General features: G+C 49.2%; 17 protein-coding genes, 1 pseudogene and 1 riboswitch. Of the genes and pseudogenes, 14 read left to right on the forward strand and 4 right to left on the reverse strand.

Annotated features, from left to right (window positions below):
- The 5 genes and pseudogenes from PSI9734_RS10255 to istB (PSI9734_RS10275) all read left to right on the forward strand — a co-directional run.
- Positions 1–2,548, forward strand: a 2,548-nt coding sequence (locus PSI9734_RS10255) for an RHS repeat domain-containing protein (RefSeq protein WP_217420783.1), incomplete at its 5' end; no start/stop codon positions are given.
- A 16-nt stretch (positions 2,549–2,564) separates the two neighbouring features.
- The gene (locus PSI9734_RS10260; RefSeq protein WP_173921061.1) at positions 2,565–2,786 is read left to right on the forward strand and encodes a hypothetical protein; all 222 of its coding nucleotides are present in this window, start codon (positions 2,565–2,567) and stop codon (positions 2,784–2,786) included.
- A 142-nt stretch (positions 2,787–2,928) separates the two neighbouring features.
- Positions 2,929–3,549: pseudogene (gene istB / locus PSI9734_RS10265) on the forward strand (IS21-like element helper ATPase IstB); the annotation flags it as partial.
- Positions 3,550–3,939: 390 nt separating this feature from the next.
- Positions 3,940–5,484 (forward strand): IS21 family transposase, encoded by a 1,545-nt coding sequence (gene istA / locus PSI9734_RS10270; RefSeq protein WP_173921062.1) that lies wholly within the window; start codon positions 3,940–3,942, stop codon positions 5,482–5,484.
- Positions 5,485–5,495: 11 nt separating this feature from the next.
- Positions 5,496–6,242, forward strand: coding sequence for an IS21-like element helper ATPase IstB (gene istB, locus PSI9734_RS10275; protein ID WP_173921063.1), 747 nt, complete (start codon positions 5,496–5,498; stop codon positions 6,240–6,242).
- A 24-nt stretch (positions 6,243–6,266) separates the two neighbouring features.
- Here istB (PSI9734_RS10275) and PSI9734_RS10280 read toward each other — a convergent pair whose 3' ends face one another.
- The gene (locus PSI9734_RS10280) at positions 6,267–6,806 is read right to left on the reverse strand and encodes a hypothetical protein (protein ID WP_173921064.1); all 540 of its coding nucleotides are present in this window, start codon (positions 6,804–6,806) and stop codon (positions 6,267–6,269) included.
- A 792-nt stretch (positions 6,807–7,598) separates the two neighbouring features.
- On the opposite strand from PSI9734_RS10280, the gene PSI9734_RS10285 reads away from it, so the two are divergent.
- From PSI9734_RS10285 to PSI9734_RS10295, 3 genes are all read left to right on the forward strand, one after another.
- A complete protein-coding gene (locus PSI9734_RS10285) occupies positions 7,599–8,279 on the forward strand; it encodes a hypothetical protein (RefSeq protein WP_173921065.1) in 681 nt (226 codons plus the stop codon).
- Between the two features lie 71 nt (positions 8,280–8,350).
- Positions 8,351–8,689: a hypothetical protein gene (locus PSI9734_RS10290; protein WP_173921066.1), complete on the forward strand. Its 339-nt coding sequence runs from the start codon at positions 8,351–8,353 to the stop codon at positions 8,687–8,689.
- Complete coding sequence (locus tag PSI9734_RS10295) at positions 8,686–8,991, forward strand: hypothetical protein (protein ID WP_173921067.1); 306 nt, start codon at positions 8,686–8,688, stop codon at positions 8,989–8,991. The genes PSI9734_RS10290 and PSI9734_RS10295 overlap by 4 nt, the downstream gene beginning before the upstream one ends.
- A gap of 57 nt (positions 8,992–9,048) precedes the next feature.
- Here PSI9734_RS10295 and PSI9734_RS10300 read toward each other — a convergent pair whose 3' ends face one another.
- Complete coding sequence (locus tag PSI9734_RS10300) at positions 9,049–10,050, reverse strand: endonuclease/exonuclease/phosphatase family protein (RefSeq protein ID WP_173921068.1); 1,002 nt, start codon at positions 10,048–10,050, stop codon at positions 9,049–9,051.
- A 120-nt stretch (positions 10,051–10,170) separates the two neighbouring features.
- On the opposite strand from PSI9734_RS10300, the gene ubiD reads away from it, so the two are divergent.
- The 6 genes from ubiD to PSI9734_RS10330 all read left to right on the forward strand — a co-directional run bounded on the left by ubiD (position 10,171) and on the right by PSI9734_RS10330 (position 17,422).
- Positions 10,171–11,655 carry a 4-hydroxy-3-polyprenylbenzoate decarboxylase gene (ubiD, locus tag PSI9734_RS10305; protein WP_173921069.1) on the forward strand — a complete coding sequence of 495 codons (1,485 nt, stop codon included), beginning with the start codon at positions 10,171–10,173 and terminating at the stop codon, positions 11,653–11,655.
- Positions 11,655–12,353 carry an NAD(P)H-flavin reductase gene (gene fre / locus PSI9734_RS10310; RefSeq protein ID WP_173921070.1) on the forward strand — a complete coding sequence of 233 codons (699 nt, stop codon included), beginning with the start codon at positions 11,655–11,657 and terminating at the stop codon, positions 12,351–12,353. Before ubiD ends, fre begins: the two co-directional genes overlap by 1 nt.
- A gap of 21 nt (positions 12,354–12,374) precedes the next feature.
- Positions 12,375–12,490: riboswitch (TPP riboswitch) on the forward strand.
- A 61-nt stretch (positions 12,491–12,551) separates the two neighbouring features.
- Positions 12,552–14,654 (forward strand): TonB-dependent receptor, encoded by a 2,103-nt coding sequence (locus PSI9734_RS10315; RefSeq protein ID WP_173921071.1) that lies wholly within the window; start codon positions 12,552–12,554, stop codon positions 14,652–14,654.
- A gap of 27 nt (positions 14,655–14,681) precedes the next feature.
- The gene (pnuC, locus tag PSI9734_RS10320) at positions 14,682–15,302 is read left to right on the forward strand and encodes a nicotinamide riboside transporter PnuC (RefSeq protein WP_173921072.1); all 621 of its coding nucleotides are present in this window, start codon (positions 14,682–14,684) and stop codon (positions 15,300–15,302) included.
- Positions 15,284–16,066, forward strand: coding sequence for a phosphotransferase (locus PSI9734_RS10325; protein WP_173921073.1), 783 nt, complete (start codon positions 15,284–15,286; stop codon positions 16,064–16,066). Before pnuC ends, PSI9734_RS10325 begins: the two co-directional genes overlap by 19 nt.
- Positions 16,067–16,075: 9 nt before the next feature.
- Positions 16,076–17,422, forward strand: a complete 1,347-nt coding sequence (locus PSI9734_RS10330) for an MFS transporter (RefSeq protein WP_173921074.1) — start codon at positions 16,076–16,078, stop codon at positions 17,420–17,422.
- Between the two features lie 99 nt (positions 17,423–17,521).
- Here PSI9734_RS10330 and PSI9734_RS10335 read toward each other — a convergent pair whose 3' ends face one another.
- Both PSI9734_RS10335 and PSI9734_RS10340 read right to left on the reverse strand, forming a co-directional pair.
- Positions 17,522–17,719 (reverse strand): DUF3185 family protein, encoded by a 198-nt coding sequence (locus PSI9734_RS10335; protein ID WP_173921075.1) that lies wholly within the window; start codon positions 17,717–17,719, stop codon positions 17,522–17,524.
- Between the two features lie 104 nt (positions 17,720–17,823).
- The gene (locus PSI9734_RS10340; protein ID WP_173921076.1) at positions 17,824–18,300 is read right to left on the reverse strand and encodes a Dps family protein; all 477 of its coding nucleotides are present in this window, start codon (positions 18,298–18,300) and stop codon (positions 17,824–17,826) included.
- Between the last annotated feature and the right edge of the window lies 1 nt (position 18,301).

An 18,301-nucleotide genomic window follows, 5' to 3' on the forward strand; every position in this document is an offset into this window, starting at 1 on the left:
TTATCGTCTCACCAAGACCACGGTATGCGCCATTGGCCAATGCGGTGGAGCACAGACCCAGATCACAGAGTACACCTACTCGGGCTCGACAGGACTGATACAAAGCAAAACACTTACCAATGCCAGTGGTACATTGAGCCAAACGACGACCTACACCTATGATGCAGTGGGTCGCCAACTCATTGAAGACGGGCCGTTAAGCGGCAGTGATGATGCCACATCGTATCGTTATGATTTATCCGGCCGGCCAACGTGGGAAATCGGTGCACGCAACGCCGCCGGATTTTACCCGGCGCAGAAAACCACGTACCCAACGGTGAGTACCCGCAGAACACTGGTACAAAGTGGCACCGTTGCCTCGCGAGGCAGTACCAGCCTGACAATAGATACGCTCCAGACGGACTATCTGGATGTGAACAACCGGGTCAGCAAATCGACGCTGGCGGCACCATCGACCTTAACCAAAGCGACGCAATATACGTACGACGCCCGAGGGCGGTTGCGGTGCGAAGCGACGCGGATGAATGCTGCAAGTTTTGGCGCATTGCCAGCTTCGGCATGTACCTTAGGCAGTGAAGGTAGTGCCGGACCTGACCGCATTACAAGCTATAGCTATGATGCGAACTCAAATCTAATCAGTACCCTGACGGGACTCGGTACCGCCGCCGAGGGTATTGAGCAGTTCACGGCCTATACCGCGAATGGCGAGGTCAGCAGGCGCGAAGACGGTAATGGCAATAGCACGCTTTACAGCTACGATGGGCATGACCGGGTTTACCGTACCACCTTCCCGGATGCGAGCTATGAGCAAAATAGTTATGACGCGAACGGTAATCTGACAGCGTTTCGCAAGCGTGACGGGGTGACGTTGATCCATAGCTACGATAGCCAGGATCAGCGTACAAGCTCAGTCATACCAAACGAAAGCACCATTTACTTTAGCTATGACAGCCTGGGCCGTGAAACTCAAATCACCCGTGGAACTCAAGTGGTGGCTTACGGTTATGATGGCCTGGGCCGGCGTATCTCGGAGCGTACGAATAATCGCACGTTGAGCTACACTTTTGATAACGCCAATCGCCGTACGCGCACGACGTTCCCGGATGGCTTTTATGTCACCTACAACCATGACGCGGGCGGGCGCTTAACCAACATTTTTGAAAATGGCGCTTCGGCGGTGATTGATTTTAGCTACGACCGTGCAGGTCGTGTCAGTCGCATTGAGCGTGCTGGCAGCACCATCACCACATTGAACTACGACGGCATGGGCCGGGTGCTTGATTTCGACCACCAGGGGTTCAACGACAGCAGTTACAGCTATAATCCGGCCAGTCAGTTGCAGAGCAAAACGGTCAGTACCGCGGATTATCAAATTCAGGTGCCGACGCAAAGCACTGAGTTTTACAGCGTGAATAACCTTAATCAGTATACGCAAGTCACTGTCGATGGCGTGCCGGAGTACGCGAATTACACCAGTGCAGGCAACCTTACTGGCTTTGACGGGTGGAGTTACGTTTACGATGCCCACAATCGCCTGGTTACAGCGAACGGCTCTGACGATACAGTCGCGCTTAGCTACGATGCTACCGGTCGCTTAACGCGTACAGTACATAACGGCGAAATCATTGATTATTTGTACGACGCCGATGAGTTGGTGGCTGAGTATCACAGCAACGGTACGCTGTTGCGGCGCTTTATTCATGGCCTTGGCAACGATGACCCGGTCATTCGTTACGAAGGTGCTGGGGTAAATGCCCGCCGTTATCTGCTGGCGGATGAGCGCGGCAGCATCATCGCCGAGATGACCGCTAATGGCGGCCTGTTGCAAGCACATCAGTACGACGCCTACGGCAATCCGAAGAACAGCAGTGACGCACGCTTTCGTTTTACCGGACAAATCCTCATTCCGGGCACCGAGCTATACTATTATAAAGCACGGGTTTACCACCCACGGCTAGGCCGGTTTATGCAAACCGACCCCATCGGCTACAAAGATGGCATGAACTGGTATGCTTATGTTGGGAATGACCCGCTGAATATGGTGGATTCGAATGGAAGAGTTGCTGAATCTCTGTGGGATGCTGCAAGTCTAAGTGTGGGGATCGTATCTTTTAGTAAAAACTTGTACCAAGGAAACTGGTCTGCCGCAGGGGTGGATGCTATCGGGGTTATAGCTGATGGAGCTGCCCTTGCACTACCATTTGTTCCGGGCGGTGCGGGTATGGCTATAAGTGCTTCTCGCAAGGCCGAATCAGCAATAAGTGGGGTGAAGTTTGAAAAACAATTGGCTTCAGAGTCACAATTAACTGAACTAGCCGAAGGTGGTGGCACAATAATCAGTCAACCAGCAAAGCAAGCTGACCGAATAGCAGCTCAACATGGGATAGACGCTGCAAATGTACAAAAAGTTAGTTCAAGTGCACACAAAGCTAAAGATGGTACATCTCTAGAAACTCACGCCTTTCGCGACGCTACTACAAATAGCGTTTTGGAGCCTAAAACGATAATGATTTGTACAGGTAGTAGAATTAAAAGAAGTAGTTGTTAAACTCGAGGTAAGTGTGATGGAAGTAATTAAACGTATACGATCGAATTCTGATAATCAACACATCGATATTGTCCAGCAAGGGAGCTCTTTCTCCCTTGAGCTTTATGAGACAAAATATGATGAAGAAGAGGGGTGTGAATACACAGTCAGAGTTTTTCCAGATCCCTCAGGGCAATTTGAAACCGAAGACTTGGCGATTAGAGAAGCAAAATTTTTAATGTTTGGAAAAGTAGAATAATCATACTCGACGTACCTCGTCCCCCGTTTTTGCGACGTTTTTTTCGTTCATCAGCAATCAAAATCGTAAATATTATAAAATAAACAAAAAGTCAAAATTGTTGGGTATTGGTGGGGTTATAGGGGAGCTTCACCGGAGTCATGCTCTTGCTCAGGAATGGGGCGGGCGTCATCAACGCGGCCTTGAAGCACGCCTTAAACAAGCTCGCTTGCCATGGATAAAGAGCCTTGAGCAGTTCGATTTCAGCTTCCAGCCCAGCGTTGATAGGAAGACCGTACGTGAACTCAGTGGCTTGGGCTTCGTTGAACGACATGAAAATGTCGTCATGCTCGGTCCTCCGGGAGTCGGTAAAACGCATCTCGCCGGTGCTCTCGGCGTTAAGGCCGCTGAAGCGGGTCACCGGGTAATGTTTATGACGCTCGATAAGTTAGTGACTGCGCTGGTACGCGCTCGGCAGGAGAACCGTCTTGAGCGCCAACTACAGCAACTGACCTATCCTCGAGTGCTCATTTTAGATGAAATCGGTTACTTGCTGATGACATGGGAAGAAGCGAGCTTATTATTTAGGCTCGTGAATCGTCGATACGAGAGAGCGAGTACGATCTTGACGTCGAACAAAAGTTTTATGGACTGGGGTGAAGTCTTTGGTGATCAAGTCATCGCCACCGCCGTCACCACCAGTATACGAGGTTGGACCCCATCCACCGCCAGCCATTATCTTTCTCATGCCAACTTGGTCACCTGTGTCGGGGGTTCACAATAGTTGCCTCCGCACCATAATCGACAGAATCTTTTGGCTGCCGCAGCTCCCACAATTGCATCTCTTCCGCCAGCTTTATCCAACGCATAGAGCTATCACTATTTTCGTCGGTGTAATCACATGAGACTGAGCATTCGATAATCGGTGCATGTTTCGGATGAATCCGAACACTCATTTCGGTTCAATCCGATCACCCATTTCGGTTTAAACCGATCACCTGTTTCGGTTTTATCCGATCACTTTTAGACTTTTCCCGAAATCACTGTTCGGATTGCCGAAATCGGTGATCGGATTGCCGAAATCGGTGATCGGAATGCCGAAATACCGTTCTTTTTCTAACTAAATCAACTGGTAAGCTTGACTCAACACACCTGTATTGAGGATTGGCTGACCATGACTAGAAAGAGAACTCAAATGAGTAAAATAAGAGACATTCTGAGACTGCGATTTAATGCTGGGCTCAGTTTACGCGACGTCAGTAAATGCTGTGCTGTCGGTCCCGCTACGATCAGTGAAATTTTATCGCGCTTTGCTGCCAGTGAATTATCGTGGCCGCTACCGCTACCGCCGGACTGTAGTGATACAGACCTTGAGAATGCAATCTATAAAGGCAAAAGCGTATCTCGTGCCAAACGCCAACCCGACTTTGTTGAAATGCATCAGGAGCTCAAACGCAAAGGCATGACCAAGCTGCTTCTATGGCAGGAATACCGCGAAAATGACCCCGCAACTGCTTATGGTTACACGCAGTTCTGTGAACATTATCGGAGTTGGCGCAAGACCCAAAAGCGAAGTATGCGACAGTCACACCTAGCCGGCGATAAGCTGTTTATTGATTATTGCGGTCCGACGGTGCCGATCCTCAATCCTGATACTGGCGAAGTTCGCTATAACGCACAAATCTTCGTGGCAACTCTGGGAGCGTCAAATTACACGTACGTTGAAGCTGGCCGTTCACAACAGCTTGAAGACTGGATCATGGCACATGTTCGAGCCTTTGAGTTCTTCGGTGGCGTACCACAGTTACTGGTCCCGGATAATCTGCGTTCGGCGGTCACGAAAGCGAATCGATACGCTCCAGTGCTGAATGAAAACTATGCGCGCATGGCGCGCCATTATAACACCGGTATCATGCCGGCTCGCCCGTATAAACCCAAAGACAAGTCAAAGGCCGAAAATGCTGTGCTTATCGTTGAGCGTTGGATTTTAATGCGGCTACGGCATGAGCATTTTTATACGCTATCGAGCCTGAACCAGCGGATCCGTGAGCTGCTAATCGATCTCAATCACCGACAGCAGCGTGTTCACCCTGGTTCACGCCATGAACTTTATATCCGCCTTGATAAACCTGCTTTGATGCCCCTGCCTGCGTACGGCTATGAGTACATCGATAGTAAACAGGCTCGCGTTGGGCCGGACTATCATGTTCTGTATGCCAAACATGCTTACTCCGTACCGCACAATCTGGTCGGACAAACCGTGACTCTGGAGGCAACGGCGCAAATCATCTGCCTTTACTACCAAGGTAACGTGGTGGCTCAGCATCCCCGAAAACATCAGCCCGGAGGCTTTAGCACGATTAGAGAGCATATGCCCGATGCGCACGTCAAACAGCGCTGGAGTGCCGAACGCCTACTGAGTTGGGGGGAGAGTATCGGCAGTGGTAGTCGCGCCGTTATCGCTTCACAACTTCAGCGACGACAGCACCCCGAACAGGCAATAAAAAGTTGTCTTGCCATCCTCAATCTAGCCAGTAAATACGGGCAGGAACGCCTTGAAGCAGCCTGTCAAAAAGCATTACTGCTGGAGCAGCCACATCGGAAAGTCATTCTGAATCTGCTGATTAATAATAAAGAACAGCCGCTTAGCAGTACTGATACCGATGAGCAGTCAACCGTTAGCCATCACAACATCCGTGGACAACACTACTACCAATAAGGACATCAACAATGAGTTTATCCTCACTACACGAACAATTACGGGCGCTGCGTCTAGGCCACTTCTGCCAAGCTCTGCAACAGCAGCAGGCGCAACCGGATATCTATACCGATATGAGCTTCGAGGAGCGACTAGGCCTGCTTGCGACTCATGAGCTCCTATGTCGTGATAACACCAAAGTACATCGACTGACTCGACAAGCAAAATTGCGCTTCGATGCGAGACCCAGTGGTATCGATTATCGCAGTGGCCGTGGCCTTCGAAAAGATAAAATAGCCACACTACTTAGCGGACAATACCTGCATTACAACCAAAACATTATCATTACGGGCGCAACTGGTTGCGGCAAAACACATCTGGCTTGTGCACTGGCAACACAAGCCTGCGAACAGCATCACAGTGCACGTTATTATCGGCTAGGTGAACTTCTGGATGAGTTAAACGTTGGCCGTGCCGACGGCTCTTATCGCCAGCAGCTGAATACGTTGGCGAAGCGCAAATTACTCATCCTGGATGACTGGGGCATGGAAAAGTTGAGTGCACGTCAGGCGAATGACCTGCTTGATGTAATGGAAATACGCTATCAACAGTCCAGCACCATCATCGCCAGTCAAATACCTACCAGCGAATGGTACACACTGATCCCGAGTCCCACCATCGCCGATGCCTTACTTGACCGTTTACTGCATAACAGCCACCGAATTGAACTCACAGGAGAGTCGATGAGAAAACTAGACCAATCCGATCACTTAGCGTAAAAAGAGAGTTATGAAAAAGAACGGCTAATAGGTGATCGGATAACTCCGGAATCGCTGTTCGGAATCACCGAAATACGCAATCGGGTCATCGTCGAAAACGTGATAGTTATAGGTGGAGCCTGACTGTGCTTGATACTGAAGTTTTGCTTGGCTTTCAATAAGATCATACGCATTGTGTAGAATTGTTGGGAAGGCTCGATAAAATGGCCAGAACTTTTCAAACTCGACATTTGCGATTTCGGCTAACATTTCACCCCTGAGTTCAAGCCGCTTCCAACGAATCATCGCACTCTCGTTCCCTGCGAATTTTGTGTAGGGCTCGCTGTTCATATCAATTTGAGCTAAGACATAGTCATCGCTCATAGCATCCAGATCGGGCAGGGTGAGCTGTTGAGTCTCGAATGCATACAAGACTTTAAATGAGCGGTTTAACTCACCCCGATTCATACCTGCGACGTTTGCGGCAGTCTCGATTAGAGTTCCAGCGGGATGAGTTTCGGCTTTCTTCAGTGCTGCGTGGGCGATGGGCAAAGAAGTGATAAGAGCCGCCGATACTGCTAACAACTTTAATTTATTTACATTAAGGTCCTTCTAAATATCAGTCATATAGTGACGTCAGCCATACCAACATTTTTCAAAACGCAAAATTGACTTAACTTTATAACAATCTGAAACATTATTGTAAAGTGTTGGGTTTTGCTGTTTGTGTTTACACCTCCTTTTTAAAACCTATAAGCGGGCGCATTATTTTCCTCCACACGAACTTATAAGACAACAACGTGTGCTACAGGCCAGTAGAAAAGACGCAGCCGACAGGATTGACTCAAGCCTTCTGTGGCTCTCGCCCTTCGGGCATGCTCGCCATGCTCCGATGTCCAAAACGTTAGTCCTGCCGTTTTATCGGCTAAGCGAAATTTGATTCATTTGAGACCAGTTAACGACGAATTTGGTCACAGAATACCTACCCAATATTTCGAGGGTACTTTTTAATGAAGCTTTCAGCGGCGATGTCGTATGGAAAAATCCGCCGTCAACGCTTTCTAACGGTTGTTTTTATTTTGATAAAAATGTAATTTAATGTTTCTGCTGTTTTTCAGAGGAAATTAAATGAAAAAGTTCATATTATTTCTTGTAGTTATTGTCGGCTTCTGTTTTTCAAGTGCGCGAGCAGATGTGATCGTTCCATGCTTAGACTGTACTTTTGAGCAAGCTGAAACCAAAGCTTTATTTGAGGCAAGATAGAGCTGGCCGATTGGCACCAATCACTATGAAGCGCGGTTTGCTATCGTCGATCCGGTAGCTGATATAGTGCGCACATTCGTTGTGAGGATTTTGTATGAGCCAGAACTTGGAAGAGTGGTACGAGAAACTTCTTTTCTTACAAATGATGATGTAAATATTGTAGACGCCGTATCGGCATATAACACACTGTTAAATGATATTTATAACCAGTGGGTCAGTATTCAGACAGCCGACGGAACTTTCTATATTTATGACTCGGACACTTCGTTTTCATCTGGTGTAGCGGACGCTCAGGTTCAGCGTGAAAGTTTGCTTTACCGAATGTTGAGAGGGCAGGCACTTTATAATGTTCCCTATCCTTCATACAGTTGGATGATTAGCGATGAAGCGAATGAGGTAGCCGTTAATAGAGAACTCATTATTCTTACGTCGTTGGACTCGCTTTTATCGGTAACGACCAACGGAATGAAAGCTTCTCTTAGTCAACTCTTATTAGATTTACCGCTTCAATATACAGTCCGTTTTGAAAACGGGGATACGGTAGCTTTCGCTTTTAACGGCTTTTTTACAGCGATGTTTCGGCCATTACACGAGACAGCTCAAGACGCAGCAGGAAACCGTCTTGCTGGGTCGGGCAGAACAAGCGGTGGCGGGAGTTACGGCTCTGGCTATTCTGGATTTTATTCTTATGTTGACACCAATGGTCTGTTTATGCGACGCATTTGCACAACTGCATATACTGGTCCTTCGGGCTCAACAGAACCAACGCCGGTATGTTATATCGTATACTTATAGAGCTTAAGTTCTTATAAGGATGAATTAACGTAATGGCCTTGTGAGGCCATAAAGACAAATAGGAGAAGCCAATGAATCAATCTAAAAAGGGCTACAGAGTGCGTTCGTGGCTATTCAGTTTTGTCGCAAGCGTTATAGGGCTTTTGACTGGTGTGTGGATGGGGGTGGGTATGGCTCCTAATTCACTATTAGCGAGTGAAGGTGGCTTTCTAAAGGTGTTAAGAATTGTTGACAATAGCTTGGCGGAGGATGACATTCCGGAAGCGAAAAGGCGTCTCGAGTTATTCTACTTGAGTAATCGCGATGGTCAGCTTGACGACCTTTATCAAAATGAGTTTTTTCTTAATGAACCGCAGAAGAAAGAGTGGGACTTTGTGCTAGAGAAGCGCGTAAAGGAGATTGAAGAATGAAAATTTGGGGACCCCTGTTATCCTTTATTCTATTCTGCGTTATCGGCCTAGCCTTAGGGTTTCAAATGTCGCGTCTATCAATATTACAGATGGAGCTGCGTAGATACGTCATCGCCGTCGAAATTCAGCAACGGTTACAAAGTAATGAAATTGCCTCCGCGCGCTCGTTGTTGCAGCGCACTTTAACCGATGGATACGAAATCGTTGAAGCCTTGGCAGAAACCGATCCGGATATATACGAATATTATCGCGAGCCACAGCCGCGGTCAGAACGCATTGACGATAACAAAGTTAAAGAATAAAAAAGATGCTGAGCTGCCAGCCAATTGCCGTCGTTTGTATCAGGGGAAGAGGTCACCTCACTCTTTCTTTAGCGCCAGTTCAATCAGCAGCGGGAAGTGGTCGGAGCCGAATTTGGGCAGGCGGCGCATTTTTACCAGCATGAAGTGTTCGCTGTGGAACAGGTGATCGAGTGGCCAGCGCAGGAAGGGCAGTTTCGCGTGAAAGGTGTTGAAGAACCCTCGGCCCATGCGAGGGTCGAGCAATTGACTGACGCGTAGGAACTCGCGAGTTGTCGGAGACCATGCAACATCGTTTAAGTCGCCTGTCACCACGACCGGGCCGGACTCTTTTGCGGCCCGCTTGGCAACGATCAGCAGCTCACGATCGCGAGGCTTTGATTTTTTGTTTTCGGTGGGGCTGGGCGGCGCCGGATGCACGCAGTGTAATTTAATAACTCGTCCACCAGGCATTTGTATATCAACGTGTATCGACGGGACGTTGTCTTCAACAATAGTTTCGACGGAGTAATTCTCTAATGGCCATACCGAGTAAAGCATCATGCCGTACAAGTTATTTTGAGGTACACGTACCACATGGGGTAAGTCGTCCTCGATATCTGTCAGTTGTTCTTCCCACCAATCATCCGTCTCGACGGCCACGATAATATCCGGGCGTTCGCGATTGATCATTCGTACCAGATCTACTGCATTACGGTTTGGTTCGAGCACGTTTACGGTGAGTATTCTCAAATGTTCGGCGATAGTGTCTTCGTCGCGTTTGCGCTTGTAGCGGCGAACATAGCGTGATGCTAAGGGTGTATATGGGAAAACCCACCATAAATGCCATGCGCAACAGGCTAATAAGACCGTAACTATGAGCCAGGTACTCCAATGTTGAGCAGGTAGCCATTGAGCACAAGCGAGTAGCAGCAATAAGGCGGCGCTAGTCAATTGTAAGCGTGGAAAGTCCCATAACCGAATGAGCCAGTGCGTACGGGCCGATAACGGCAGTAACGAAACAAGCGCGAGCAATCCGGTGAAGCTAGCAATGATACTGAGCGCGAGAAAAGAATTGTCCATCGGGTTGTGGTATCCCTAGATGCCGATAATAGGGTTAGCCTAGCTGAATTTGAAAGCGCTGAAAACCAGAATAAAAAACGGTACACTAAGCCGACGATTTAAGGTGCGGGGAAGCCAACAGTGAAGTATCAAGATTTGCGTGATTTTATAGCTATGCTGGAAGCTCGCGGCGAGCTAAAACGAATACAGTTACAGGTCGACCCTTATTTGGAAATGACCGAAATCTCGGACCGCACATTAAAGGCGGGCGGGCCTGCGCTGTTGTTTGAAAATGTGAAAGGCCACAGCGTTCCGGTACTGGCGAACTTATTTGGCACACCCGAACGCGTTGCTTTAGGTATGGGGCAGGAATCTGTCGAGGCATTACGTGATGTCGGCAAGTTATTGGCATTTCTGAAAGAGCCTGAGCCACCTAAAGGGTTTCGCGATGCGTTGAATTTGCTGCCGATGTACAAGAAAGTGCTCAGTATGTCGCCCAAACAGCTGAAGAAGGCGCCTTGTCAGGAGGTTGTACAAAGTGGCGACGACGTTGATTTAACCAAGCTTCCCATTCAGCACTGTTGGCCAGGAGATGTGGCTCCACTCATCACCTGGGGGCTTACCGTCACAAAAGGTCCTCACAAAGAACGACAAAACTTAGGTATTTACCGGCAACAACTGTTAGGAAAAAACAAAGTGATCATGCGCTGGTTGTCACATCGCGGCGGCGCGTTGGACTTTCAGGAATGGCAACGGCAGCATCCGGGCGAGCGGTTTCCCGTTGCGGTAGCCCTTGGCGCTGATCCAGCGACGATTCTAGGTGCGGTGACGCCCGTACCCGACAGTTTGTCAGAGTATGCGTTTGCGGGCCTATTGCGTGATGGCAAAACTGAAGTGACGAAGTGTCTGAGTAATGACTTACAGGTACCGGCGCACGCTGAAATGATTCTCGAAGGTTATTTAGAGCCTGGCGAGATGGCTCCGGAAGGTCCTTATGGTGACCACACGGGGTACTACAATGAAGTAGATGAGTTTCCAGTATTTACGGTGACCCACATCACTCATCGCCGCGACCCGATTTACCATAGTACCTATACAGGTCGTCCACCCGATGAGCCAGCGGTACTTGGGGTGGCGTTGAACGAGGTGTTTGTGCCTTTGTTACAAAAGCAATTTCCAGAAATTGTCGATTTTTATTTGCCGCCAGAAGGCTGTTCGTATCGGGTCGCTGTAGTGACCATGAAGAAACAATATGCTGGCCACGCAAAACGGGTGATGATGGGGGTGTGGTCGTTTTTGCGTCAATTTATGTATACCAAGTTTGTGATTGTCTGTGATGATGATGTGAATGCCCGTAATTGGCATGATGTGATTTGGGCAATGACCACACGTATGGACCCGGCACGCGACACCGTATTGGTGGAAAACACCCCGATAGATTACCTCGACTTTGCGTCACCGGTATCTGGGCTCGGTTCAAAAATGGGGATGGACGCCACGAACAAATGGCCAGGTGAAACCGATCGTGAGTGGGGAGTGCCCATTGTGATGGACGAAGAGGTGAAACAACGGGTTGATGACATTTGGGATGATCTAGGAATTCTGCAACAGGATACGCAAGCGTAATGAAAAAAATGCAAGTTGAAGTCACAACATTGACGACCCTAGCGAACAATGTTTACCGGGTTATACTGACGTTACCAGAAGCGATCAGCTTTAGTGCTGGTCAGTATTTGCAAGTAGTCATGGGTGAGCGTGATAAGCGTCCGTTCTCGATTGCTTCGTGCCCTTCAAATACGAATACACTTGAATTGCATATCGGTGCCGCGCCAGATAACCCTTATGCGATGGAAGTGCTCGAGCAGATGCGTGAGCAAGGTAAGGCGACGATCGAAGTTCCGCTGGGGCAGGCAGACTACCGCGCCGACAGCGAACGCCCGATGATTCTTATCGCTGGCGGTACGGGCTTTTCGTATACTTGGTCTATTTTACAGGCCCACTTGCGTGCCGCTAGTACGCGGCCGGTGACATTGTACTGGGGTGGCCGTGGCGCGGCCGATCTTTACTATGATGAAAAGCTACGGGAACTTAGCGAACAACATAGCCACTTTCACTACCGGCCGGTAATTGAACATGCCGATGAAAGCTGGCACGGAGCCATTGGCCTAGTGCATCACGCCGTGTTGGAAGAGCAAAGTGATCTGAATGAAGCCGATGTTTACGTTGCGGGGCGTTTTGAGATGGTCAGGGTCATCCGCGATGACTTTCATGCCCAAGGGCTACCGCTCGAGCAACTTTATGGCGACGCGCTAGCCTTCATTTAAAGGCACTGCTATACTTCGCCGCGCAATACCAAGGGGTGCCGCTGTACGTTCGCGTACAGGCAGGCTGAGATGCATATCGCAAACCCTTTGCACCTGATCCGGTTAATACTGGCGTAGGGATGGTAGCTAACACTCTTAGTCCATTTTAAATCCCACCCGACCGGATTGTTTCTGAACCAGAAGTTGAGGAAATAATCCATGTTCCGTAAGTCTTACTTAGTTTTGGCGCTACTTGCGTCGAGCTCTACCCTGGCACAAGTTGAACCTGAAAAAGCTGTAGAGCGTATTACGATTCAGGGCGAGTTTCGCCGTGTGACTGTGCAAGAAGCACCCACCAGTGTGACTGCTTTGGTGGCAGAGCGCCTCAGTCAACGCAATGCCTTACATCTTGAAAGTGCACTGAATGCCTTAGCCAACGTTAATTTTTCTGGCGGCAGTTCGCGCGCGCGTTTTATCCAGATCCGTGGTGTCGGCGAACGCAGTCAGTTTGTTGATCCGATTCAGCCGTCGGTTGGCTTGCTAGTTGACGGTATTAATTACAGTGGTTTAGCGCAGGCGGCTCAACTGTTTGATATTAGCCAAGTTGAAGTGTATCGCGGGCCTCAGAGTGGGCGCTTCGGTGCCGATGCGATGGCCGGTATGGTGGTCATGGAAAGTACCCAGCCGAGCCTTGAAACGAAAGGGGTATGGCAACTGGGCGTTGGCAACTACGATGCCATGAGCGGTGGTTTTGCCGTGGGTGGTTCGTTAGCCCAGCTCGGGCGTGCGCGCTTGAGTGTGTTTCAGCAACGCGACGACGGTTTTACTGAAAACCTTTATCTTGATCGTGATGACACTAACCGCCGCTCGGAGCGCTCGGTGCGCTTTAACCTTGTCAGTGAACTTAGTTCAAACTGGCAGCTTCGCACCACGTTGCACGACTTGCACCAAGACAACGGCTATGACGTCTTCTCGTTGGACCATAATCGTCAGACGTTGTCTGATCAGCCGGGAGAGGATGATCTAGAGACCTCGGCCGCACGCTGGGCTTTGAGCTATGGTGGTGCCGCTGTTGATTTTGAGTTGGCCTATAGTTATCTCTCCGCCGATAGTGTTTATAGCTATGACGAAGACTGGAGTTATGTGGGTATCGCCCCAGGCTGGGAGTACAGTTCGTTTGATGCTTACCGTCGTGACCGCACCGATCATACGCTAGACGCTCGTTGGGTAAGCGCCCAACCGGTCACAATGTTGGCCGGTGAAGCCGACTGGGTGCTGGGTATTTACCACTATCAACGCGAAGAGCAATTGGTACGAGATTTCTTTAACTGGGATCTGTATCAGCAAGACCAATTTAATAGTACCTATGATAGTCGTCACCTTGCTGCCTACGGTGAACTGACACAGAACTTTAGCCCACGCTGGCGCTTAACTGCTGGAGCGCGGGTGGAGCGTTATCGAAACCCATATCAGGATAGTAATGCCGTGCAGGAACGGCCCGAAGATACCATGTGGGGCGGTCGCTTGAGTCTGAGCTACCTGCCACAAGTGGATCATCTTTGGTATGCGACATTGGCACGGGGTTATAAGGCCGGAGGCGTCAATGGTGAAGCTCTTGGCAAAGTACAAGACACCGAACTTAGCGAGTTACGCGACTACCTAATGGCACGTTCAACCTTTGCGCCAGAACTGTTGACTAGCTTAGAACTCGGCCATAAGCGTGTCAGTGCCGATGGTCATTTGAGCCTGCAAGTCGCACTGTTTGCGCATCAGCGTGATGATGTGCAACTTAAAGGGTGGGTGAATCGTGACCAAAGCTTCGTCGGATTTTTACAAAATGCGGCCGAGGGTAATGCCTATGGTGCTGAATTTGAACTGAATTATCGGGCAACAGAGCGGCTACAGCTATTTACTTCATTAGGGTTGTTGGATACCGAGGTCGAAGGTTTTATAACTGAAGACGGTGTTGACATGAGTGGTCGTGAACAAGCACATGCGCCCAACTATCAGGTGAATGCAGGGCTAAGTTATGCTTGGACGCCTAAACTTAGAAGCGTGCTCGAGGTTGATGCGAAAGACGGTTTCTACTATTCCGATTCACATATGAGTCGTGCTGATAACATGGCGTTGTTGCATGCCAGCGTTGCGTGGCAGAGTGAGTCATGGCGACTAACCCTATGGGCGCGGAACTTAACCGATGAGACCTATGGTATTCGAGGCTTCTACTTTGGTAATGACCCACGTAACGAGTACACCCCCGAGACCTACGAACAATTCGGCGAGCCGCGTCGTGTTGGGGTCACTTTTGAGTCTCGTTTTTAGGTCAGCAACAATAAAGGATGCGCGGTGATGATGACTTGGTCGGAGCTATGGCAACAACTTAATGCAACCTCATGGCTAGAATGGACGGCTGTGGGGCTGGCCATTGTGTATCTGGTACTCGCCGCGCATCAGTCGCTTTGGTGCTGGCTCGCCGCCGGTATCAGTTGCGTTATCTATACCCATTTAATGTTTGATGCAAAGTTGTACATGGAGTCGGTGCTGCAACTCATTTATGTGGTGTTAGCTGGCTATGGCTGGTGGCAGTGGCGTTATGGTAAGGGGCAAGAAGAAGCCACAGAAGTCACCGCCTATGCAGCATGGTGGCATGTGAAATGGATTGCGCTATTAGCCGTCATTGCACTTATTATCGTTTTACTATTGCAACGCTACACCAATGCCGAGGCGGTCTGGTTAGATGCCTATACCACCGTCTACTCGCTGTTTGCCACTTGGTTATTAACGCGCAAGCAATTCGCGAACTGGTGGTATTGGTTGGCGATTGATGCCATTTATGTTTACCTCTATAGCAGTAAGGGGTTTGTGATCACAGGTGCACTTTATTTCGTTTACCTTATACTAGTTGTTTACGCGATGAAGCAGTGGCACACAGCAAAGGCAGATCGGGAATTATGCGAGAACAGTGGTTAGAGAGCTTACCGATACGTGGGGTCATCAAAGCTGAGCCGCTACTGCGCGGCGTGGCGAATAATGTTTATAAAATAACCACCACTAAAGCTCACTATATACTTAAAGAATTTCGATTTAATCACCCCTACGGGCTCGATCGTGAACAAGAAATTCGAGTTCAAGAACAGTTGGCCCATTACCAACTAGCCCCCGAAATAATCCATTACGATGCCGAGCAAGGTATTGTCTTACAGAGCTTTCTTCCTGATCCCGACCTTGCCAGTGCCGACTTGCCTATGGCAACCAAGTTGCGGGAATTGGCAGACACCTCGGCGCATATTCATCGGCTCTCGGTCGATGTCTCAGTTTGGTCGCTGCGTCAGCGGCTGCAGCGTTATTGTCAGCAGTTGGGCGAGTTTGATAAACAGCGTGCAACACATTTCACCAAGCGTTTAGCGGGCTTTCGCAAGTTGCTTGATAGTTTTGCCGCGCGGCCAGTGTTTTGCCATAACGACTTAGCCATGCATCACATCTTTATATCACCCACGCCACGGGTAATTGATTGGGAATATGCTGGGCTAGGGGAGCGCTATTTTGACCTCGCCAGCACTATGGCCGCGAACCAGCTTGAGCTGCCACAGCGTAATGCGTTTCTAAACGCCTACGAAGCCGAAGCGGGTTTTATGGTGCAACGCCAAACCTTAGACCATTGGTCTGAATTGGTTGCTGTGGTGAACCAACTCTGGTACGAGTTACATCATTATTTACAACGAATTACCGACTAAGGAGCGAACATGAGTCAAGACTCTTCCGGGCGAGACTTAACCGATCGTATTTATGGTTATTTGGCTGAAGATGAAGACGCGCGCGTTTGTAAAGACATACCTGATTCGGCGTGTAATGACCAGCCGTTGGCTTTTGTCGCTCACCTAGTGGCTCTTAGTATGACGAAGCTCGGTGACTCTTTGGTAAGCGCACGATTGGTGCTGCCGTGGATACTGACCTCGCTAGGTGCGCCGTCTGCTTTTGTGAGTGCTTTAGTGCCGCTGCGAGAATCCTTAGCCTTATTGCCGCAACTGGTGATTGCGCAACAGCTGCGAGAAACTCCTATTCGAAAGTGGTTTTGGGTATTTGGCAGTATCGGTCAAGGGCTTGCCCTAGTCGGCATGTTGTTCAGTGTGTTGACGTTGCGCGAAAGCGCATTAGGTTGGGCCATCGTTATTTTGTTGACGATATTCAGTATTGCCCGTGGTGTTTGCTCTGTGTCGATTAAAGATGTGCAAGGTAAAACCATATCGAAAACCCGTCGTGGCCGACTGTCAGGTATAGCTGCGTCGGTTGCCGGGCTATTGTCGGTGTTAACAGCGCTAGTGGTGTTGTTCGCACCCACCCTACTCAGCGGCGGCCTTGAACAAGGGAATATACTCATTTTCAGTGGTTTACTAGGTACTGCTGCGATCTTATGGTTTGCGGCCGCAGTAACCTACGCTCAAGTTCCTGAAGTGGCGGGTGCAACGGAAGGCGGGGGGAATGCGATAATTGAGGCCTTGCGCTCAATGCGGTTGCTCTGGCAAGACAAACAATTTGGCAGCTTTGTGCTGACGCGGGCCTTATTGGTGTCGTCGGCGTTTGCCATTCCTTACATTGTGGTGATGATTCAGCGGAGCGGTGAAGGCGGCTTAACCAGTTTAGGTGGATTGATGTTGGCCAGTGGTATCGCCGGAATGTTGGCGGGGCGCTTTTGGGGCAAGTGGTCAGACTCAGCTAGCCATCATGTTATGGCGGCGGCGGCCTTTATTGCGGTGGGTGTGATGGCGGCTGCGCTCATGCTTTATACGTTGGCGCCAGACTGGCTAGCCTCTCAGTGGCTGGCGGGTTTATTGATTTTTATTGCGGCTGTTGCGCATCATGGTGCTCGAGTGGGGCGTAAAACCTACCTCATTGACATGGCGACACAAGATAACCGAGGGCAGCTTACGGCCGTATCGAATACGGTTATTGGCGGTATTCTTCTGTTAGGTATTTTACTTGGTGTGCTTGACAGCTTTGCAGGTGTCGAGGCAGTGATGGTAATGCTGATTGTACTCGGCTGTATTGCGGGTGTTCGAGCGATGACATTACCGAACGTTCAACAAGACTAACAGGCATAAAAAAAGCCAATGCTAAACCAAGCATTGGCTTTTCCGAATGAGCTAACTTAATTAACTGCGGTTTACTTGCCGCGGTTTACTTGCCGCGGATTACTTACCGCGGATAGTCCCGTACAGCCCTGCGATTACGGCAACAGCTCCGGCAATTAAGTACCACATTGCGTTATCCGTGGTTTCACCTGTGACGGCCTGCGACACTTCAGAGGCCGCTGAGTTGTAGGCTTCATAACCGAAGTAAAGCAAAATAATACCTACGACAAGCAAAATAATTCCGAGAAGTTTATTCATGAAACAGTCCTTTTATGAGTGTAGGAATTTCGATACAACCGCCTTGAGCATAGCAAAAAACCGAGACGATACAATCGCCTCGGCTTTTTTGCGTACTATAAAGCTTATGAACCCAAGTAAGAGGTGAGCATCCAAGCAGTTTTTTCCTGCTCTTTAATGTAATCGCTCATCAAGGCCGACGTGCCTTCGTCGCCTGCGTCTCCGGCGAGCTCCAAAATTTCGCGCTGTAAGCGAATGGTGGTGCGGTAGCTTTCAAGAATTTCACGAACACATGCTTTACCGTCGTGAATATCTTTAGCTTCTTGAATCTCGCTACTCTTAATGTACGTTGAGTAGGCGTGCAGAGGGCGTTGACCTAAAGTCAAAATACGCTCGGCAATTTCGTCTACTTTTAGCAGTAGGTCGTTGTAGGTTTCTTCAAACTTGGCGTGCAGTTCGAAGAACTCTTGCCCTTTGATGTTCCAGTGAAAACCACGGACATTCATATAGAACACTTGATAATTCGACAGCAACTGGTTTAGCTTCTCTGCCAACTGCTCAGCATGATGCTGATCAAGACCAATAACGTTTAATTGTTGCATC

Origin of the sequence: Pseudidiomarina piscicola (genome assembly GCF_902806985.1) — a bacterium.
Classification (GTDB): Bacteria; Pseudomonadota; Gammaproteobacteria; order Enterobacterales; family Alteromonadaceae; genus Pseudidiomarina; species Pseudidiomarina piscicola.